14 protein-coding genes and 2 riboswitches are annotated in these 19,905 nt (G+C 66.3%); of the genes, 7 read left to right on the forward strand and 7 right to left on the reverse strand.

All coding sequences use genetic code 11. From position 1 onward, the window contains the following. Window positions 1-29 precede the first annotated feature (29 nt). The 4 genes from E4O92_RS08745 to E4O92_RS08760 form a co-directional block, all read right to left on the reverse strand. Window positions 30-1,154, reverse strand: coding sequence for a cell division protein ZipA C-terminal FtsZ-binding domain-containing protein (locus E4O92_RS08745; RefSeq protein ID WP_135189380.1), 1,125 nt, complete (start codon window positions 1,152-1,154; stop codon window positions 30-32). After that, complete coding sequence (gene smc / locus E4O92_RS08750; RefSeq protein ID WP_135189381.1) at window positions 1,151-4,690, reverse strand: chromosome segregation protein SMC; 3,540 nt, start codon at window positions 4,688-4,690, stop codon at window positions 1,151-1,153. Before smc ends, E4O92_RS08745 begins: the two co-directional genes overlap by 4 nt. Window positions 4,691-4,859: 169 nt before the next feature. Continuing rightward, window positions 4,860-5,525, reverse strand: coding sequence for a phosphatase PAP2 family protein (locus E4O92_RS08755; RefSeq protein WP_135189382.1), 666 nt, complete (start codon window positions 5,523-5,525; stop codon window positions 4,860-4,862). Between the two features lie 489 nt (window positions 5,526-6,014). After that, window positions 6,015-8,336: a DUF1631 family protein gene (locus tag E4O92_RS08760; RefSeq protein WP_135189383.1), complete on the reverse strand. Its 2,322-nt coding sequence runs from the start codon at window positions 8,334-8,336 to the stop codon at window positions 6,015-6,017. A gap of 218 nt (window positions 8,337-8,554) precedes the next feature. On the opposite strand from E4O92_RS08760, the gene E4O92_RS08765 reads away from it, so the two are divergent. Together E4O92_RS08765 and E4O92_RS08770 are read left to right on the forward strand one after the other, a co-directional pair. Beyond that, on the forward strand, window positions 8,555-9,955 hold the full coding sequence (locus tag E4O92_RS08765; RefSeq protein ID WP_135189384.1) for a methyl-accepting chemotaxis protein: 1,401 nt from the start codon (window positions 8,555-8,557) through the stop codon (window positions 9,953-9,955). Between the two features lie 226 nt (window positions 9,956-10,181). Next, window positions 10,182-10,385 (forward strand): hypothetical protein, encoded by a 204-nt coding sequence (locus tag E4O92_RS08770; protein WP_135189385.1) that lies wholly within the window; start codon window positions 10,182-10,184, stop codon window positions 10,383-10,385. Between the two features lie 63 nt (window positions 10,386-10,448). On the opposite strand, the gene E4O92_RS08775 is transcribed toward E4O92_RS08770, so the two are convergent. Both E4O92_RS08775 and E4O92_RS08780 read right to left on the reverse strand, forming a co-directional pair. Beyond that, window positions 10,449-11,231 (reverse strand): hypothetical protein, encoded by a 783-nt coding sequence (locus E4O92_RS08775; protein WP_135189386.1) that lies wholly within the window; start codon window positions 11,229-11,231, stop codon window positions 10,449-10,451. Window positions 11,232-11,358: 127 nt separating this feature from the next. Beyond that, complete coding sequence (locus E4O92_RS08780) at window positions 11,359-11,919, reverse strand: ATP-dependent Clp protease proteolytic subunit (protein WP_135189387.1); 561 nt, start codon at window positions 11,917-11,919, stop codon at window positions 11,359-11,361. Window positions 11,920-12,070: 151 nt separating this feature from the next. Next, a riboswitch (glycine riboswitch) is annotated at window positions 12,071-12,157 on the forward strand. Between the two features lie 17 nt (window positions 12,158-12,174). Continuing rightward, window positions 12,175-12,276: riboswitch (glycine riboswitch) on the forward strand. 51 nt (window positions 12,277-12,327) lie between these two features. Between E4O92_RS08780 and gcvT the strand changes: the two genes are divergently transcribed. The 3 genes from gcvT (at window position 12,328) to gcvP (ending at window position 16,922) form a co-directional block, all read left to right on the forward strand. Continuing rightward, complete coding sequence (gcvT, locus tag E4O92_RS08785; RefSeq protein WP_135189388.1) at window positions 12,328-13,446, forward strand: glycine cleavage system aminomethyltransferase GcvT; 1,119 nt, start codon at window positions 12,328-12,330, stop codon at window positions 13,444-13,446. Window positions 13,447-13,512: 66 nt separating this feature from the next. Beyond that, entirely contained in the window at window positions 13,513-13,896 is a 384-nt protein-coding gene (gene gcvH, locus E4O92_RS08790) for a glycine cleavage system protein GcvH (RefSeq protein ID WP_135189389.1), read from the forward strand. 143 nt (window positions 13,897-14,039) lie between these two features. Then, a complete protein-coding gene (gene gcvP, locus E4O92_RS08795; protein WP_135189390.1) occupies window positions 14,040-16,922 on the forward strand; it encodes an aminomethyl-transferring glycine dehydrogenase in 2,883 nt (960 codons plus the stop codon). A gap of 156 nt (window positions 16,923-17,078) precedes the next feature. Here the strand turns inward: gcvP and E4O92_RS08800 are convergent, their stop codons facing one another. Then, on the reverse strand, window positions 17,079-18,731 hold the full coding sequence (locus E4O92_RS08800; RefSeq protein WP_135189401.1) for a methyl-accepting chemotaxis protein: 1,653 nt from the start codon (window positions 18,729-18,731) through the stop codon (window positions 17,079-17,081). Window positions 18,732-18,946: 215 nt separating this feature from the next. Here E4O92_RS08800 and E4O92_RS08805 point away from each other — a divergent pair, with 215 nt between their 5' ends. Next, entirely contained in the window at window positions 18,947-19,291 is a 345-nt protein-coding gene (locus E4O92_RS08805) for a DUF6677 family protein (protein WP_135189391.1), read from the forward strand. Window positions 19,292-19,339: 48 nt separating this feature from the next. Further along, complete coding sequence (locus E4O92_RS08810) at window positions 19,340-19,738, forward strand: cupin domain-containing protein (RefSeq protein ID WP_135189392.1); 399 nt, start codon at window positions 19,340-19,342, stop codon at window positions 19,736-19,738. The last annotated feature ends 167 nt before the right edge of the window (window positions 19,739-19,905 follow it).

Consider the following 19,905-nt stretch of genomic DNA (forward strand, 5'->3'; position numbering starts at 1 on the left):
ACTTCTTTATGGGTCACGACCGGGCATCCTCAGCTGAACAGGCGCAGCGCGCGGGTGGAGCCGGCCGGGATCTCGGCCGCTTCCATCTCCTGGTAAAACTCCTTGACCTGGCCATTGATCTCGTCCAGCGCCGGGTCGAGCAGCGGCTGGTCGCCGTCGTCGACGATGATCGCGTCCAGACGCTGCACCAGCGACTTGGCGCAGGCAATCATCGAGCCGAAACCATCCTTCGCGGGCGCCACGCACGGCACGTCGAGCAGCAGCGTCAGGCGGCTGGTCGAGTCGGCGCCCAGCGTCACGTTGGTCGACAGCGTGAACAACGCGCCGCCCTCGCCGTCCGGCATCACGAAGCGGCCATCCGGGCGCACGTCGAAGCCCTGGTTTTCCAGCGCGCCGATCAGGGTGCTGATCGCCCACGGCGCGCCTTTGCTCTTGAGGTTCACGCCCAACTGGGCATCGTGGCCGGACACGAAACGGTGCAGGGTACGCGCCTCGCTCATCACCTCGCGCATGTCCGGCACTTCCGGCTCGGCTCCGATCTCGTCGGCCACCGCACGCAGGCGCGTGACCAGTTCGGAGTATTCCAGTTCGTTGAGCGCCGTGGTGCGGGTGGCCATCTGCACCCCTGCCTGCAGCTTGGTATAAACGCCGCCGTGCACGATCGGCTCCCAGTCGCCGTTGACCGCCAGGCCGATGAAGTGAATCGGCTTGTTGCCGACGCGGCGCAGCTTCTGCAGCGCAGGCAGCAGCTTGTCGCCGCGCGCCGCCGCTTCCAGCGCCAGCGGAATCAGGCCATCGATCAGCGGATCGACCAGGTTCTCGGCCACTTCGGCCGGTGGCGTGTCCGGTTTGACGCCGGGCAGCGGCGCGCTTGGGATCGGCGCGATCTCTTCAGCCGCACCAACCGGCGGCACAGCGGCCACCGACGATTCGAATGCGATGTTGTCGCCCGTCGGCACGCCGTCCAGGTCCAGCACCGGCTCGTGGCGCACCACCGGACCGGCATCGCTGCGCATGAGCACATCGTCGTGGTCCGACGCGAATGCGCGCTCGACGCTCTTGCGGGCCTTGTACTCCTGCCACTTGTTATAACTAATGACGCCGACGACGAACACGCCGCCGGCTGCGATCAGGCTCATTTGAAATTCAGTCATGCTGCTTGTGCCTCAGTAGCGAAATTCGCGGCGGACTCCATGTCCACCGCCACGATGCGCGATACGCCTTGCTCCTGCATCGTCACACCGATCAGTTGGTTGGCCATCTCCATCGCGATCTTGTTATGCGAGATGAAGAGGAATTGGGTCTGCTCCGACATGCGCTTGACCATGCGGCAAAAGCGCTCGGTGTTGGCATCGTCGAGCGGCGCGTCCACCTCGTCGAGCAGGCAGAACGGCGCGGGATTCAGGCGGAACATCGAGAACACCAAAGCGGTGGCGGTGAGCGCCTTCTCGCCGCCTGACAGCAGGTGGATGGTGGCGTTCTTCTTACCCGGCGGCTGGGCCATCACCTGCACGCCGGCGTCGAGGATCTCGTCCCCGGTCATCACCAGGCGCGCGTTACCGCCACCGAACAGGATCGGGAACAGCTCGGAGAAATGCTGGTTGACGCGGTCGAACGTGTCCTGCAGCAGCTCGCGCGTCTCCTTGTCGATGCGGCGGATCGCGTCCTCCAGCGTGGCGATCGCCTCCTGCAGGTCGGCGTTCTGCGAATCGAGGAAGCGCTTGCGCTCCGTGGCCTGGGTCAGTTCATCGACCGCGGCCAGGTTCACCGCGCCCAGCGCGCTAATCGCGTTGGTCAGGCGCGTCACCTCGCCCTGCAGCCAGGATGCCTTCATGTCCGCGCCGAGCTTTTCCGACAGCGCCGCCTCGTCGGCCCCGGTCGCGGCCAGCGCTTCGGCGAACTGCTCCTGGTTCAGGCGCGCGGCCTGCTCCTTGAGCTGCATTTCGGTGATCTTGTCGCGCTGCGGCTGCAGGCTGCGCTCGGACTGCATGCGCGACTCCTCCGCATGGCGCAACTGCTGGGTGATCTGGTCCAGTTCGTGGCGCGCATCGGACAACGCTCTTTCCTGCGCCGTGCGGCGCTCCAGCAGATCCTGCAAGCCCTCGTTGGCGCTGCCCGCTTCGAGCGCACCCAGCTCATGCTGGCCGGCGGCCAGGCTCTCGCTCACCTGCGCGGCCTGCTGCTGCGCGGTCGCGATGTGGCGCCGCAGTTCCTCCATCTTGCTGCGCTGGGATTTTTCCGCGAACAGCGCCTCCTGCGCGCCGCGCTCCAACTCGCGCAGCTTGTCGCGCGCATCGGCCAGCGCCTGCTCCTTTTGCAGGAACACGGTCTGGCCGTCCTCGTGCGTCCCCTGCATCTCGGCCAGCTCCATGTCGAGCTGCTCGAACTGCTCCTCCGCTTCCAGTTTGGCCTGGCGCTGCTCCTCCTCGTGCGCCACGATCTCGGCCAGGTCCGCCTCAATCTGGGTGCTGCGCTGGTTGAAGCGCGCCTGCACCTCGCCCTGCTTGACCACTTCGATCTGCAGCGCATGCACTTCACGCGTGAGGCTCGCGCTGCGCTGGCGGCCGTCCTGCAGGCGGCGGGCCAGGTCGGCCACCGCGGCATCGGCGCGCACAGCGCGTGTGCGTGCCTCATCGGCCAGCAAGGACTGGGCGCGCAACTGCTTGCCGATGTTGTCGATCTCGTGCTGGCGGCCGAGCACCCCGTCCTGCTCCGAATCGGATGCGTGGAATCGCACGCTCGACTGCGTGATCAGGTGGCCCTGGCGCGTGACGATGCAGCCGCCGACCGGCAAGCGCGCGCGCGCCGCAAACGCGGCATTGGTATCCTCGGCCACGAAAACGTGGTGCAGCCAGTCGTTCAACACGCCGCGCAGGCCGGGATCGTTCAGCTTGAGCAGATCGGCGAACGGTCTGAGTCCTGCTACTTCGCCCGCCACTTCGGCCGCATGCGCGGCACCGGCAGCCAGCGGCGCAAACAGCGCCAGGCGTGCGGGCGGCGCGTCTGCGAAGAAGGCCTTGGCCCAGTCGATGTTCGACATTTCCAGCGCACCGGTACGCTCGCGCAGCACGGCCTCCAGCGCGGTCTCCCAGCCGTCCTCGATTTGCAGCTTCTGCCACAGGCGCGGCAGCGTGTCCAGTTCGTGCTTCTCCAGCCAGGGCTGGACCTTGCCCTTGGTCTGGACCCGGTCCTGCAGTTGCCGCAGCGCGGACAGGCGCGCCTCCAGCTGGGCGCTGGCTGCGGTTTCGGCCTGCACCTGCGCGTGCGCTGCCTTGCGTTCCTGCTCGACGTGCTCCTGCTGCTCGGTGGCGCTTTCCAGCAGCATGGTCTGCTCTTCCAGCGCCAGCGTCTTTTCCTCAAGCTGCATGCGCAGGTTCTCGAGGTGACCGCCGTCCGGCACGTTCAGGCCGTTCTTCTCCTGCTGCAGGCGTTCGCGGCGGGTGGCCAGGTTGGCGAGGATGTTCGATGCGTTGCGCTGGTGCGCAGATGCCAGCTCGATCCTCTGCTGCACCTGCATGATCTTCGCGCGCGAGGCGTCGCTGCGTTGCTGGGCTTCGCGCCAGGCGGCATCGAGTTCGGGCAGGCGTTCGTTGTGCACCTCCACCGCGATCTGCGCACCCTCCGCGCGCGCGGCCAGCTCTTCGAGGCGCATCTCGGCTTCGATCAGTTGTTCCTCGTAGTCCCGGGCCTGCTCCAGCCATTGGTCACGCTGGGCCGTCAGGCTCGCGATCTGATTCTGCAGCCGCGTGCGCGATTCGATCACGAACTTGATTTGCGCCTCCAGGCTACCGATCTCGGAATTGGTCTGGTACAGCGCACCCTGCGCCTGGTGCAGGCGGTCGCCCACCGCGAAGTGGGTCTGGCGCATCCGTTCCAGATCGAGCTCCACGTTGCGCAGCTTCGCGGTCTGCTCCTCCAGGCCCGTCTGCGCCTCTTCCATCTCGCGGAAGTAGCGCTTCTGCTCGGCCTGCGCCTCGTTCTTGCGCAGCAGCCAAAGGAGCTTCTGCTTCTCTTCCTGGTCGGCCTGCAGCTCGCGGAAGCGGTTCGCCACCGCCGCCTGCGCCTCCAGCTTCTCGAGGTTGGCATTCAGCTCGCGCAGGATGTCCTCGACCCGCTGCAGGTTCTCGCGCGTGTCGGCCAGCCGGTTCTCGGTCTCGCGGCGGCGTTCCTTGTACTTGGATACGCCGGCAGCCTCCTCAAGGAACACGCGCAGCTCTTCCGGGCGCGACTCGATGATGCGGGCGATCATGCCCTGGCCGATGATCGCGTAAGCGCGCGGCCCCAGGCCGGTGCCGAGGAAGATGTCCTGGATGTCGCGCCGGCGCACGGGCTGGCCGTTGATAAAGTAGCTGGAGGTGCCGTCGCGGGTGAGCGTGCGCTTGACCGCGATCTCGGCGTACTGGCTCCACTGCCCGGCCGCCTTGCCGTGGCTGTTATCGAACACCAGCTCCACCGACGCCCGGCCGGCCGGCTTGCGCAGGGTCGAGCCGTTGAAAATCACGTCCTGCATCGACTCGCCGCGCAGCTCGGACGCCTTCGATTCGCCCAGCACCCAGCGCACCGCGTCGATGATGTTCGACTTGCCGCAGCCGTTCGGCCCCACCACGCCAACAAGCTGACCCGGCACCTGGAAATTGGTGGGATCGACGAAAGACTTAAATCCCGACAATTTGATGGAGGATAGTCGCACGTTTGCTTATGGCTTCTGGGGAGTCATCGAAGGGTGAATCATACCATTTGTTGATTGCATATCGACTAAGAGGCCGCCTCAAAATGAGCATGGCGGCGTTGCGCATGCTGGCCGCGCGACCGCCCTGCCTTCGTCGCCGCACCCTGCCCTGCTCGTTTTGAAACGGACCCTACGTACATACATACCCAAACCGCACTCTTTCTGGTTCGCACGGCGGCACATACGGGCTGCCGGCCGGCTTCCAACTGCCCCGTAAATAAGGGCGGTCCTGGTGCGCCAGCGCCAGGGCCAGGGCCGTCACCCACTGGTGCGTATTGGGCGGTTCGGCGCTGGGCAGCAGCAGCATCGCCAGCGCAAGCGCGATCAGCAGCGGTTTGGGCGCGCCGCGCCGGTTGGCATGAGCAAGACGGATAAACAGCATGGCCGCCCCAAGGCCGAGGCAGAAACCAGCAACCGCCTCCGACACCGAATGGGCGCCGATCTTGATGCGCGCGCCGGCCACCAGCGCGGCCAGCAGGACTGCACAGGCGACGCCGGCGATACGCAGCCACAGCGGGCGGCGCTCCAGCAGCAGGAATGCGGCGACCGGATAAACGGCGGCGGCACGGGTTGCGTGACCACTAAAGCCGGTGAAATCCAACGGACGCACACCGATGCCCCAGCCGATGAACGCCACCTGGCTCGCGACCGCAGCCGCGAGCGCCACGCCGAACAGCACGCACCAGGCCAGCGACAGGCGCCAGCAACGCGCCCCGACCAGCCACGCGGCGATCGCCAGGCCGACGAGCACCGTCACGTTCAGCCCTCCCAGCGCCGAGATGTATGACCAGATCATGTTCAGGATGAGGATAAGCGCCGGAGCGGCGTACTGGACTATACCTTAGCTCAGCGGTTTGGCCAAACACGGCGGTGCGGCCCGTGAAGCGCCCCAACCCCTCCCGTAACGTGAATCAACCGCATGTCGAAGGCGTGACTATGCCTCGCCGAAACATGCGATAAAGAAACGCAAAACGCGATGCAATGTTGGCCAAGCGCCACCGCTGGCGCCTCTAACCGTGAATTGCGCTGCGTTTTGCGTGATTCATCCTACGGGGCGGCACGTCGCTTTGCAATGCCCGTTAGGGTCAGAGTCGATTTATTCGGCAAGTTCTTGAAGTTGCCGCAAAATTAGGGTCTGACCCTCGGTTGAAGCTGGGCAAGCGGCAAATAGGCAAGGAGGGTCAGAGTCAAATTGTTTTGCAACTTTCGGAAGTTGCCCAACAATTCGACTCTGACCCGGGGTCTGACCCCATTTTTTGTGCAACAAATCGCTCGGTGCAGGGTCTCACGCGGCAACTGCGGCGGCGTCATTTACCGCGGCCTGTTGCACCGCCTCGGACAGCACGCGCCCGACCACGCCTTCCTGCTCCACCACACGCGCCTGGCCCGTGCGCAGCGCGTCAACCAGCTTGTCGGCCTGCATGGAGAAGGCGTCGCTCCCGGCCCCGGCCGAGAAGATGAACAGGGTGCGCAGCGGGCTGACCCAGGCCAGCTTGACCTTGCGCTCGCTGCCGTCCGCCTGCCGGAATGCAAGCCACATGCCGCGCTCCAGCCCATCCACCAGCAATTCGGTCTCGTCCTTGGGCGCCGCCTCCTCGCGCACGGCGGCGGCTTGTTCTTGTGCGACGCGGCGCAGCGCGTCCTGCTGCGCCGCCTCGACCGCCAATTCGAGCTGGCGCTCGGGCGAAGCGTCGATCGGCGCGCGCACGATCGACGCGTGGATCTTGGCCAGCTGGGCGAAGAACTGCAGGCGCTCGGCGTCCTGCCACTTGATCGCGTCGAGCCACTTGTTGAGCATCGTCAGCAGGGCCGGCAGCCGGCCGATCAGGGCGCGCCGCTGTTCCTGGGTCGCTTTCGGCTTGACGCTCCAGATCAGCTCGTCCATGGTGCGGGTCGCGTTGCCGACGGCGCCGGGCTTGTTGTCCTCGATCGTGTACGCGAGGGTCAGCACCGTGGTCCATTTGTTTTCGAGGAAGGTGCTGATCACCGCGACCACGTCCCCGCTGCCGACCCGCACGGCCACCGCGTCCTGCGCGGCGCGCACTGCGGTCGCGTGCTTTTCCTGGCGCAGCGCCCGGGAGACTGGCTCGGCAATCGCTTGTTCCAGCGCACGCTCCTGGTCGCCGATGCTGGACTCGAGGTCGGCGACGGCCTGCACGAACGCCTCGCCCGCCGCATCGGCCGACTGGCCGACACGCTCGACACTGCGCTTCATGACCTGGAACATCGGGTCGTCCTGGTCCTTGCGCTGTTCCCAACCCATGCGCGAGAGCAGCTCGAGCATGCGCCGCGCCGGATGGGCTTCTTCAAAGAAGAAACTATTGTCGCGCAGCGCGGCCTTGAGCACGGGCACCTGGAGGAACTGGATCAGTTCACGGGTCGCGGGCGGGATGGCATCGTCAAGCAGGACCGTTTCGAAGATGCGCGAGAGCAGATCGAGGGTGCGCTCGTCGTTGCGCGACAGACTGCCCTGCGGCAGGCTTTGCTTGAGGCGCGGCAGATAGAACACATTGTGCGGCACCGCGCTCCCGCCCTCGCTAACAGCAGCGGACGGCGCCGGATCGAGCTGGATGCGCCCGAGCATGTCGAGCAGCGGCGCCACGTTGGCATGGGCCGGGGAACTTGCCACCTGCCCGGGCATGCCGTGGCCCGGTCCCACTGCCGCAACGCCGGGGGAAGCGCTGCCGTTGGGCTGCGCGTGCGCGCCGCCTGCGAGCTGCGCCGTTGCCGCCGGGATGAAACCGTCGGCCCCGCTCGGCCGCCAGCCCCCATTCCCTTGAGGCATGTTCGGCAGATCCGGGATCAGGGGAACGCCTTCCTCGGCATCCAGCGCGGCATCGTCAGCGCCGAACAACTTGCGCAACTGGTCCGCCAGCGCGGCCTTGCGGCTGGCCTTGGCGGCCCTGGCCGCCGCGCCGTCATCGGTCTTGCGAAAGCGCTCGGCCTTGCCCTGGCGGCCGCTGGCAGCCAGCGACTGGTTCAGCTCGTCGAGCATCGGGCCGGGGTCGAACACGATGTCGGGCCGCAGCAGCGGCAGGATCAGGGGGTGGGCAGCCTGCTCGGGCTCGAACTCGCGCCATGCCTGGTGCAGCGCCAGCAGGAGCACTTCGGGCCGGAACGGATTCTGGTCGGCGCGCAGCATGGCGCGCCCGAGCAGCACACCCAGCCGTACCGACAGCAGCGCCAGGGCCTCGGAATGCGCAATGTCGAACGGCCGTGCGATGGCGCCGAACGCGACCTTGCTGTCCATTTCCTCGAGCGGCACCAGTTCCAGCACTGCGGGCGTTGCCGGTTTGGCGGCGGATGGAGCAGGTACAAGCTGCTCGACCTGCTTGCGCCAGGCCTGGGTCAGAGCGCTCGAGGCCAGGTGGACAAACGCGTACGAGTGGCTATTGAGCAGGTTGCCTGACTTGATCCGCTGGGCAGCGCCAGCGGGATCGCAGCCGGGTCCGCTCAGGTCCAGCAAGGCCGCCACCATGCGGGTGATCATCGGCATCAGGGCTTCGCCTGCGTGCCGGGCCGCAATCGCGACGAGCGCTGCCAGCGCCTCCTCGGTCGGGGAGGGGCACAGGGTTGCCGGCAGTGTCTGGGCGGAATCAGGGGTCATGATCAGTGGCCGGAATGGCTCAATATGCATTTTGGCACATTATTGCCGCTTGGCAACTGGTTTTTTCGATTTCGTTGGCTTTTGCGCATAGCCGCGGTCTGGCGCACCGCGCCAATGGGCCGCCCAGCGCTGAATTTGTTGACTGTCGTCAATGGTCAGGGGCGGGTGTTTCCATAACATAACAAGGTCCATCCCTGCCCTTCCCCGAAAAGGAATCCATGATGAAATCGCTTCGCCGGCTCGATACCAACATCAAGCTTTACGCATCGTTTGGCACCCTGTTCGTTCTGGGCAGCCTGCTGGCCGCCTGGCTGCTCGTCCAGCTGGGCGACGTGGCCGACCTTGGCGTCAAGGCGGGACAGAAGGCCGCCGCCGGGGCCGGCGCGGCCGAACAGCTGCGCGCGCAGGCTTCCGCAGCCCGCTCCTGGGCATTCGGCTTTCTGGCGGCCGACCTCGGGGCGGTGGTTGCGCTTGCGCTGTGGCTGGCACGCGAACTGGCGCGTCCGGTGCACGAGGCAGTGCGGGTGGCACGGCGCGTGGCCGACGGCGACCTGCGGATGCGTTCCGGCGGTGAAGCCGGCGGCGAGGCAGGCGAACTGATGCAGACGATGCACGAGATGACCGACAAGTTGTCGGGCATGATCGTCGACGTGCGCTCGGGGACCGAACTGATCGGCGGCGCCGCGGGCGAGATCGCGACGGCCAGCCACGACCTGTCGGCGCGCACCGAGCAGCAGGCCGCGTCACTGGAAGAAACCGCCTCGTCCATGGAAGAGCTGACCGCCACCGTCAAGCAGAACGCCGATCACGCGCACCAGGCCAGCAAGCTGGCGGTGTCGGCCTCGGAAGTCGCGGTCAAGGGGGGCGCGGTGGTGTCGGAAGTGGTCGGGACGATGGCCTCGATCAATGAATCGTCCAAGCGCATCGCGGAAATCATCGGCGTGATCGACGGCATCGCGTTCCAGACCAACATCCTGGCGCTCAATGCCGCGGTGGAGGCGGCACGCGCCGGCGAACAGGGGCGCGGGTTTGCGGTCGTGGCCTCCGAAGTGCGCAGCCTGGCCCAGCGCTCGGCGGCGGCGGCCAAGGAAATCAAGTCACTGATCGACGACTCTGTCGAGAAAGTGAACGCAGGCACCCAGCTCGCCGACAAGGCTGGCAACACGATGAACGAAGTGGTCACCAGCGTCAAACGGGTGACCGACATCATCGGCGAGATCGCCGACGCCAGCGCCGAGCAGACGACCGGTATCGAGCAGGTCAACCAGGCGATATCGGCGATGGACCAGGCCACCCAGCAGAATGCGGCGCTGGTCGAGGAAGCGGCTGCGGCGGCCACGACCATGCGCGAGCAGGCACAGACCCTGGCGCGGGCAATCGGCGGCTTCGTGGTTGGCGGCCAGACGAGCAAGCCTGCGGCGCAGGTGCATCTGCTGCCAACCCGTCCGGCCAAAACCTCCGCCAAGGGCACCGCGGCCAAGGCGCCTGCCGCCGATACGGCGGCCACAGCCAAGCCGGCTGCCGGTCAGGCACGCCGAGCTGCGTCCGCAACGGCAGCCCCCGGTGCGCGCCGCACTGCGACGGCGACCAAACCGGACGCCGGCTGGGAAGAATTCTAATTAGCTGCCGCCCCCGCCACAAAGGCGGCGGGCATACTGAGCCGGTGTAGCACCTGGCTCACGAAGCATTCCTATTAGTCGGAGTATGTCCTACACGAGCTCAGGTTTTGATCCGATACCGGTTCAACAGTACGGCCCGCATGATTGCATTTCCTGAAACGCTACTGAGACTACTTTTCAGCAGCATCTGCACCCAGGACTTTTCCAACTTTGAAAAGGAATGATCATGACTTCGAATAGCAAAGGCAACCAGGGCGGCACCCACGAGCAACACGTTGAAGCCGGCCGTCAAAGCCACAAAAACGACGGCAACAAGCAATCCGGCCATTCGGGCTCGTCGGGCTCGAGCTCGGGCGGCATGCGCGGGGGCACCCGCGAGCAGCACGCGGAAGCCGGACGCCAGAGCCACAAGAACGACAACAAGCGCTAACCGCGCCTGACCAGGCGGCGCCAAATTATCGGGGTTTTACCGGCGCCGCCTGGCCCTGCCATCTCAAGTTCCCGCACGCGCGGCGCGGCGAAAGACTTGAAGTTGCTTGATGCCAAGCTGTACCGCCAACGCGCAAAGGAAAGCTGCACTGAACGCAATCCCGACCGAGGTGTGCCGCAACAGCAGCGAGACCACCAGGCAGAACACCGCGAACGCCCAGTAGCCCAACACCATGCCACGCAAGGTGGCAATTGCCTGAGCCCTCCCCTGTTGTGCATGCGTGAAGCCGGTCAACACGGTTCCCATCACGGGAAACATGGCAAAGATGCCGCTCAGCCTGGGTCCGAGGCGCGCCGCACTGTACGTCACCATAATCACCAATGCCGCGGCGCCGAGCATGCGCCAGATGACGTCATTCGATGCCCGGCCCCCCAAGTCAGCCGTTGGAAGCCGTGGAAACATGCGTGGCGCCACCGACAGCGCACATCCGACCACGACTACACTCATCGCTAGAGAGGGCTCCGTGGCTTGCAGGACCACGACCGCGATGGCGTACGCCGTCAGCGCGCAGGCAAGCGAGCCCGCGACTCCGAACGCGCCCGAACTCCAGGCATAGGCGATACAGAAAACCAGGGTGGCAACGACCGCGGCCAGCGTGCCTTCGGCGGCGGTGGCGGCAAACGCCCCGCCATGCTCCAGTGCCACCGCGATCAGGATCGGCCCGGCGACCACCGGAAACGCGGACAACCAGCCGGCCACCCCGGGGCCCCACCGGCGTCCGGCACGGGTGATCGCGTAAATCAGGAAGGGGACGAGGAATAACTTGAGGACAAGGGTGGCGGACATGCAGGGCTGCTCGATCAGGCGCCGCGCAAGGCGGCAAGACCGAGAGCATATTCACTTGTTGCTGGGAAAGCAACCAAAAGCAAGCCGCCACGGCCACGCCGGGCGAGAACCATGCCGCGGACGAGAATCAGATGTTACGCAGCAGCGCGCCCTTCGGCGGGGCAAAGTCGGCCACTTCGTTGATCATGCCCGCGATCTTGGCGTCGCGCGCGGTCAGGTGCAGGTCCGCGTACTGGTGGACCGCCCACTGCTCCGGCGTCAGTTCGACATGCTTGCGCAGGATCGATTCGGTGCGCGCGTCGTCCGCGCGCAGGCCCTCGACGATGATCGACAAGGCTTCCGGCCGCGAACCGGGCGCAGCCGTCGCGTGCGACTTGTGCACCATGAAGCGCGCCGTTTCGCTCGCGTAGCGCTGCGCGCCCGCCAGGTACAGCACGACCGCGATCGACGCCACCGCCCCGCCGTTGTACATCGCGAACTTGACCGGGGAATTGGACAGGAAGTTGTACAGGCACAGCCCGTCGCTCACATAACCGCCGTTCGACTGTATCAGCACGTGCGCAGTCTCGATTCCGTCTTCGGTCATGCCGGCCACCGCCTCGAATACGCGATGGACCATGTCGCTGTTCACATCACCCGAGAGCGTATACCAGCCCTCCTTGTGCCGTTTGGCTTGCTCGTCACTCATAGCCTATCCTGCCCGAAAATGTGTGGGAGATAGTGTAGCAAATCGGCCCGCGCCGCCGCGGCTGAGCGTGCTCCAACAGTGCGCGCCCCTGCCCTGCCTGTCGGCCGCCGCTGCTCAGGTTGACAGCGCGGTCATGCTGGCATATGCTCCACAGTCTTGATCGGGAGAGGGCAGCCTGGCGCTGCCGCCGAAGGGGCATCACCCAAAAACTCTCAGGCAAAAGGACCGGTCAGGGAGCGGCGGCGCACCGCGCGGCCGGTCAACTCTGGAGAGCGGTCCCGGCGCCACGCCGACGGCCCACCGAAGGGGCAGGCGGATTTCCGCTATCTCTCAGGTACCAAGGACAGAGGGGCAATGCGCACGGCCAATTGGCCCGTGCTTGCTACTCTTCTTAGACCTGAGGATTTCATGACGCTCAAAGCGACCCCGCTCAATTCCGCACACCGCGCCCTTGGGGCCAAGATGGTCGATTTCGGCGGCTGGGACATGCCCGTCAATTACGGCTCGCAGATCGAGGAGCACCACGCGGTGCGCCTTGACGCCGGCATGTTCGACGTTTCCCACATGTGCGTGGTCGACCTGGAAGGCGCCAACGTGCGCCCGTTCCTGCGCGGCCTGCTGGCCAATAACGTCGACAAGCTGCAAACGCCGGGCAAGGCGCTGTACTCGTGCATGCTCAACCCTCAGGGCGGCGTGATCGACGACCTGATCGTCTACTACTTCAGCGAAAACTGGTTCCGCCTGGTCGTCAACGCCGGCACCGCCGAAAAAGACGTGGCCTGGATCAGCCAGCAAAACGACGCGACCGGCAGCGGCCTGACCATTACCCAGCGCCGCGATGGCGAAAACGCGATCGCGCTGATCGCGGTCCAGGGCCCGAATGCGCGCGCCAAGGTCTGGCAGGTACTGCCGGCCATCCAGGACGCGTCCGAACAGCTCAAGCCCTTCAATGCCGTGATCGTCAAGGACACCCCGCTCGGCGAAGTGATGGTGGCGCGCACCGGCTACACCGGCGAAGACGGCTTCGAACTGGCCTTCCCCGCCACCCAATCCGAAGCGCTGTGGAACGCGCTGGCCGCGGCCGGCATCAAGCCCGCCGGGCTGGGCGCGCGCGACACGCTGCGCCTGGAAGCCGGCATGAACCTGTACGGCCAGGACATGGACGAGAACGTCAACCCGCTCGACGCTGGCCTGTCCTGGACCGTGGACCTGGTTTCGGAACGCGACTTCATCGGCAAAGCGGCCCTGCAGCAGCACGGCCAAAAGGCCAACTTCGTCGGCCTGATCCTGCGCGAAAAAGGCGGTATCCTGCGCGCGCACCAGAAAGTCGTGGCAAGCTCCGGCAACGTGGGCGAGATCACCAGCGGCACCTTCAGCCCGACCATGCAGCAGGCGATCGCGCTGGCGCGCGTGCCGCTGGACGTGGCGCCGGGAGACACGGTGCACGTCGAAATCCGTGACAAGAAACTGGCCGCCAGCGTGGTCAAGCTGCCGTTCGTACGCAACGGTAAAATCCTCGCCGCCTGATTCGGCCCACGGCCACAACAACAATTTATACTTACGCGTCACCCATAATAGGATAGGAGCCACACCATGAACATCCCAGCCGACCTGAAATATACCGAGTCCCACGAGTGGGTTCGCCAAGAGGCCGACGGCACTCTCACCATCGGCATCACCGAATACGCGCAGGACGCGCTGGGCGACATCGTGTTCGTCGAACTGCCCCAGGTCGGCAAGGCGTTCACCGCCGGTGACGACGCCGCCGTGGTCGAGTCGGTCAAGGCCGCAAGCGACATCTACGCGCCGGTGTCCGGCACCGTGGTCGCGGCCAACCAGGCGGTCGCTGACGCGCCGGACTCGATCAACGCCGACGCCTACTCGGCCTGGCTGTTCAAGCTGCAGCCGAACGACCCGGCAGCGATCAACGGCCTGCTCGACGCGGCTGCTTACGGCAAGACCACCGAAGAGCATTGATGGCCACGGCCGGCGCCAGGTTTCATCGATGCGCCGGCCGTACCCAGCATTTTTGCGTCGGCGCGACCGCGCCGGCGGCCCGGATTTTCCAAAAGGCGTCCTGACCCGCGGCGCCGCGCAGTCTCTTAATTTCGCCCTCTACCATGACCCGCTCCAGCCTGACCCAACTCGAAGCACGCGACAGCTTCATCCCGCGCCACATCGGCCCCTCCGAATCCGAACAGGCAGCCATGCTGTCGACCCTTGGCTACGCATCGCGCACCGCGCTGATCGACGCCGTCGTCCCGGCCAACATCCGCCGCAAGGACAAGCTGGACCTGGGCCAGTTCTTCGAGCCGCTGCCCGAGCAGGCCGCGCTGGCCAAGCTGCGCGCGCTGGCCTCGCAGAACAAGGTCATGAAGACGATGATCGGCCAGGGCTACTACGGCACCCACACCCCGGCTGTCATCCTGCGCAACATCTTCGAAAACCCGGCCTGGTACACCGCCTACACCCCGTACCAGCCCGAGATCTCGCAAGGCCGCCTGGAAGCGATCCTGAACTTCCAGCAGATGATCACCGACCTGACCGGCATGGGCATCGCCAACGCGTCCATGCTCGACGAAGGCACCGCCGCCGCCGAAGCGATGACGCTGATCCAGCGCGTGGGCAAGTCGCAATCCAAGGTGTTCTACGTCGCTGACGACGTGCTGCCGCAAACCCGCGAAGTGATCGAGACCCGCGCCGCGCCGCTGGGCATCGAAGTGCGTACCGTCGCCGCCGGCGAAGTCGACAACCTGGCTGATGCCTGCTTCGGCGTGCTGCTGCAGTACCCGGGCGTGAACGGCGAAGTGCGCGACTACGCGGCCGCCGTGGAAAAACTGCACGCGGCCGGCGCCATGGTCGTGGTGGCCGCCGACCTGCTGGCGCTCACTGTCCTGGCCGCGCCGGGCGAATGGGGCGCCGACGTGGTGGTCGGCAACAGCCAGCGCTTCGGCGTGCCGCTCGGCTTCGGCGGCCCGCACGCGGGCTACATGGCCACCCGCGACGAGTACAAGCGCAGCATGCCGGGCCGCCTGGTGGGCGTTACCGTCGACGCGCAGGGCAACCAGGCCTACCGTCTGGCGCTGCAGACGCGCGAACAGCACATCCGCCGCGAGAAAGCGACTTCGAACATCTGCACCGCGCAGGTGCTGCTGGCGGTCATGGCAGGCATGTACGCGGTCTACCACGGCCCGCGCGGCCTGCAGCGCATCGCCCAGCGCGTGCACCGCTACACCGGCATCCTGGCTGCAAGCCTCGGCCAGCTCGGCTACCAGCTCGCCAACGCGACCTTCTTCGACACCCTGACCGTCAAGACCGAGCGCGCGGCCGAGCTGCACGCCACGGCAGTGGAGAACGGTGTCAACTTGCGCAAGATCGACGCCGGCCATGTCGGCGTGTCGCTGGACGAGACCACCACCCGCGAAGACATCGAGCTGCTGGTAAAAATCTTCGGCAACGGCGCGCACATCGACATCGAGGCGCTCGACGCCGCTGCAGCCGACGCCTTCCCGGCCCAGCTGGCACGCACCAGCGACTACCTGACGCACCCGACCTTCAACCGCTACCACGCCGAACACGAGATGCTGCGCTACCTGCGCTCGCTCGCTGACAAGGACCTGGCGCTGGACCGCACCATGATCCCGCTCGGTTCGTGCACCATGAAGCTGAACGCGACCTCCGAGATGATTCCGGTGACCTGGCCGGAGTTCTCGAACGTTCACCCGTTCGCACCGGAAGACCAGACCGTCGGCTACCGCGAGATGATCGGCCAGCTGGAACAGATGCTGTGCGCCGCCACCGGTTACGCGGCCGTATCGCTGCAGCCGAACGCCGGCTCGCAGGGCGAGTACGCGGGCCTGTTGGTCATCAAGAAGTACCACGAGTCGCGCGGCGAAGGCCACCGCAACATCTGCCTGATCCCGTCGTCGGCGCACGGCACCAACCCGGCGTCGGCCAGCATGGTCGGGATGCAGGTGGTGGTGACCGCGTGCGACGCCAACGGTAACGTGGACCTGGACGACCTGAAGAAGAAGGCCGAGCAGCACAGCAAGAACTTGGCCTGCGTGATGGTCACCTACCCGTCGACGCACGGCGTGTTCGAGGAAGGCATCGCCGAGCTATGCGAAGTCGTGCACGCGCACGGCGGCCAGGTCTACATCGACGGCGCCAACATGAACGCAATGGTCGGCGTGGCCGCGCCGGGCGCCATTGGCGGCGACGTCAGCCACCTGAACCTGCACAAGACCTTCTGCATCCCGCACGGCGGCGGCGGTCCGGGCGTGGGCCCGATCGGCGTCGGCGCGCACCTGGCCAAGTTCCTGCCGAACCAGCGTTCGACCGGCTACACGCGTAGCGAAGACGGTATCGGCGCGGTCAGCGCAGCGGCCTACGGCTCGGCCTCGATTTTGCCGATCTCGTGGATGTACATCGCGATGATGGGCGCCGAAGGCCTGACCGCGGCTACGGAGGTCGCGATCCTGAACGCGAACTACATCGCCAAGCGCCTCGCGCCGCACTATCCGGTCCTGTACACCGGCCACGATGGGCTGGTGGCGCACGAGTGCATCATCGACCTGCGTCCGCTGCAGGACCAGACCGGCATCAGCAACGAGGACGTGGCCAAGCGCCTGATGGACTTCGGCTTCCACGCGCCGACCATGAGCTTCCCGGTGCCGGGCACCCTGATGATCGAGCCGACCGAGTCGGAATCGAAGGCGGAGCTGGACCGCTTCATCGAGGCGATGATCACCATCCACGCCGAGATCGCCAAGGTCGAGCGCGGCGAGTACGACCGCATGGACAACCCGCTCAAGGGCGCGCCGCACACTGCGGAAGTGGTCACCGCCGACGACTGGAAGCACACTTACAGCCGTGAAGTGGCCGCGTTCCCGGTGGCGTCGCTGCGCAAGAAGAAGTACTGGCCGCCGGTTGGCCGCGCCGACAACGTGTACGGCGACCGCAACCTGTTCTGCGGCTGCGCACCGATCGAGGATTACGAGTAATCCCGATTGGCCCGCAGGTGCACGCGGACGCTAGCGCAGCTCAAGCGTCCGCGTGCGCACGGAGTGCGCACCCTACGCCTCGCACACATCGTAGGGTGCGCACCTGTGCGCACGCGGTCAGCGCCGGCCGGCCACCAGCGTCTGCGTTCCCTACGCCTAATCCCTGCTCGACGCCAGCCGCAGGTACGGATGGTCGGTCGCCCGCCGCCCCCGCTTCGGCCTGGGCGTCGCCGCGGCCAGCTCCACCGGCGCCTGCACCGCCTCGTCCAGCCGGAACGCCGCCACCGCGCGCGATAGCGTCAATGCCTGCTGTTGCAGACTACGCGCCGCTGCAGCAGCCTCCTCGACCAGCTGCGAATTCTGCTGCGTCATCTCGTCCATCTGCACGATCGCCTGGCTCACTTCCGAAATCCCGCTGGCCTGCTCCGCGCTCGCGCAGCTGATCCGGTTGACGATCGATCCTACCTGCTGCACCGAATCGGCCAGATGCGCAATGCTGCTGCCCGCCTCCGCGGCCCATGCGGTGCCATCCTCGATCTCGGCCACCGCCTCCGCAGCCAGTTCGCGCACTTCGCGCGCCGCCAGGCTCGCGCGGCGCGCCAGCGAGCGCACTTCGGTGGCCGTCGTCGCGAACTCCCGTCCGTCCTCGCCCGCACGCGCCGCCTCGACCGCCGCGTTCAGGGCCAGGGTGCTGGCCTGGTTCGCGAACGAGTCGATCATGCCGACGATCTCGACCACGCGCTGCGAGCGGTTCTTGACCGAATCGAGCGTGCTCGCCAGCCGGTCGACCACGTTGCTGCCGCGCTGCGCGACGGTCGATGCCGACTCGGCCAGCTGGTTCGCCACCTGCGCGCCATCGGCGGCCAGGTTGATGGTGGCGGCCAGCTCCTGCATCGACGAGGCGGTCTGCTCGAGCGATGCGCGCACGCCCGGGCGGGTATGCAGGTTCGCATTGCCCAGCGTGATTTCACGCGATGCCGAGCCGATCGAGCGCGCCGACTCCAGGATGGTGCGCAGCGTTCCGTTCAGGTTGCGGATGCTCGCGTCCAGCGCGCGCGAAGTCTGGGCAATCTCGTCACTGCCGTATTCGCGCTCCTTGATGGTCAGGTCGCCGCTGGCCAGGTCGATCGCGGCCGCATCGATGCTGCGGATTTCCGCCAGCAGCGAACGGCGCACCGCCATCGTGATCAGGAGCGAGAGCAGGATCGAGAGCACGATCACCACCGGCATCAGGACCGCGATCAGGCGAAAGTCGGCGGCGGCGCTCTCCGACGCGTCTTCGGACAACTGCTGCTCCAGGCGCGAGAGCTCGGTCAGGCGCTGGGCGACCACGACGAACGCTGCCTCGGCCTTTTGCATTGCGTTGGCGCTGATCGAGGAGTCGTGCGCGGCAATCTCGATCACGTCCAGCACCGCGCGATGGTACAGTTTCTGGGCGGCCGCGGCCTGTTCGACGTAGCGCCGTTCGCCGCTGCTGGTGGCGGTCAGGTTGGCCAGCGCGATGAAGCTGCGGTCGATCGCATCGTGCTGATTGTAAATGTCACGGATCAGCGGCTCGGTGCGGGCGCGCGGAAAGCTGCCGCTGATCCAGGAAAGCAGGCGGTAGATCGAGGCGTGCGCCTTCTGCGCCGTGACCACCAGCTCATCGGCGCTGCGCATGTGCAAGGCGCGCTGCTGGACGATGGTTTCGAGCGAGGCGTTCTGGTGCACCATCGCATAGAATGCCCCTGAGGACAGCAGCACCAGCAGCACCAGCACGACGCCGGGCGCGAGCAGCAGCTTGGGGCCGATCTTGAGCCGGGCCAGCATGTCAGCCACGGCAGGGTTGGTTGACGAACGAGCGCGACTGCGGCGTACGGATGGGATTGGCAGCCTGGTTCATGATGGCCCTCTTGTCGTTACGCTGTCGGTACTGTCGCGCCGCAACATTCCGGCGCGCATTTTGCCAATCTACGCCGTCGCGCACGGTTGGGCTTGCGGCCGCTCAAACAGCAGCCGTTTGATTTTTTCGGAAGGACTTGATCATGCAACGTACAGTCAGCGCAGCCCTGCTCTCGGCCCTGGTGTTTCCCGGCGCCGGGCACCTCTACTTGCGCCGGCCGCTACGGGGCTGTGTGTTTTTGGTGCCGGCACTCGTGGCCCTGGCCTGGTTCACTGTTGACGTGGTGCGGCAGGCGGCGGTGCTGTCCGACCAGGTGCTGGCTGGTACGCTCGCGCCCGATCCGGCTGCCATCGCCGCCCGGCTGCAGACACAGGGCGGATCGACGCTTGCCGGCACTCTATGCGCCGTGGTCCTGCTGGCGTGCTGGGCGGGCGCGATCGCCGATTCGATTGTCATCGCTCGCCAAGCCGCCAAGCGCCCGGAGTAAGATGAAGCGCGCCTGTCAAGGCGCACCCACTTCTTCAAGGGGAACGCCATGGCAACGCAACCCAGTTCCAGCAAGTTTCGCTCGCTGCTGTTTCTCACGCTCCTGCTCGCCGCGGGCGCGGCCGGCGCACAGGTCAAGCGAACGCAGGTGTATAAGGCCGACGTTGCGGAGCCGGGCCGCGAGGCCGTGGTGGTCAAGTCCGAGCTGGACCCGAACACCCATGCCGGGCGCCATTATCATCCGGGCGACGAGATCAGCTACGTGACCGAAGGCGAAGCAGAATTGCTGGTGGACGGCGAAGCGCCGCGCCGGCTCAAGGCGGGTGACGCCTTCGTGGTCAAGACCGGCAAGGTGCACGACCTGCGTGACGTGGGGAGCACGCCATTGCGGCTGCTGAGCGTGTATGTGGTGGAGAAAGGTAAGCCGTTGGCGACGCCGGTGAAGTGAGCGGGGGGCCACGCACGGCCATGTGCTGCCATCGTAGGGTGCGCACCTGTGCGCACGCGGTCAACGTTCGCGTTCCGGCGGCACTAATAACAGCGAGCCCTCCAAATGTACGCGGGCGCAAACTCTGCGCACAGGTACCGCGTGCGCACAGGTGCGCACCCTACGAT

It is taken from the genome of Massilia horti, from assembly GCF_004614195.1.
In the GTDB taxonomy this organism is placed as follows: Bacteria; Pseudomonadota; Gammaproteobacteria; order Burkholderiales; family Burkholderiaceae_D; genus Telluria; species Telluria horti.

Excerpts from the sequence above, each read along its gene's own strand:
- gcvT (WP_135189388.1), top strand. The coding sequence starts at position 12,328 with ATGACGCTCAAAGCGACCCCGCTCAATTCCGCACACCGCGCCCTTGGG.
- gcvP (WP_135189390.1), top strand. The coding sequence starts at position 14,040 with ATGACCCGCTCCAGCCTGACCCAACTCGAAGCACGCGACAGCTTCATC.
- E4O92_RS08770 (WP_135189385.1), top strand. The coding sequence starts at position 10,182 with ATGACTTCGAATAGCAAAGGCAACCAGGGCGGCACCCACGAGCAACAC.
- E4O92_RS08745 (WP_135189380.1), bottom strand. The coding sequence starts at position 1,154 with ATGACTGAATTTCAAATGAGCCTGATCGCAGCCGGCGGCGTGTTCGTC.
- E4O92_RS08800 (WP_135189401.1), bottom strand. The coding sequence starts at position 18,731 with ATGCTGGCCCGGCTCAAGATCGGCCCCAAGCTGCTGCTCGCGCCCGGC.
- E4O92_RS08760 (WP_135189383.1), bottom strand. The coding sequence starts at position 8,336 with ATGACCCCTGATTCCGCCCAGACACTGCCGGCAACCCTGTGCCCCTCC.
- E4O92_RS08805 (WP_135189391.1), top strand. The coding sequence starts at position 18,947 with ATGCAACGTACAGTCAGCGCAGCCCTGCTCTCGGCCCTGGTGTTTCCC.
- E4O92_RS08780 (WP_135189387.1), bottom strand. The coding sequence starts at position 11,919 with ATGAGTGACGAGCAAGCCAAACGGCACAAGGAGGGCTGGTATACGCTC.
- E4O92_RS08775 (WP_135189386.1), bottom strand. The coding sequence starts at position 11,231 with ATGTCCGCCACCCTTGTCCTCAAGTTATTCCTCGTCCCCTTCCTGATT.
- E4O92_RS08765 (WP_135189384.1), top strand. The coding sequence starts at position 8,555 with ATGATGAAATCGCTTCGCCGGCTCGATACCAACATCAAGCTTTACGCA.
- E4O92_RS08755 (WP_135189382.1), bottom strand. The coding sequence starts at position 5,525 with ATGATCTGGTCATACATCTCGGCGCTGGGAGGGCTGAACGTGACGGTG.
- gcvH (WP_135189389.1), top strand. The coding sequence starts at position 13,513 with ATGAACATCCCAGCCGACCTGAAATATACCGAGTCCCACGAGTGGGTT.
- E4O92_RS08810 (WP_135189392.1), top strand. The coding sequence starts at position 19,340 with ATGGCAACGCAACCCAGTTCCAGCAAGTTTCGCTCGCTGCTGTTTCTC.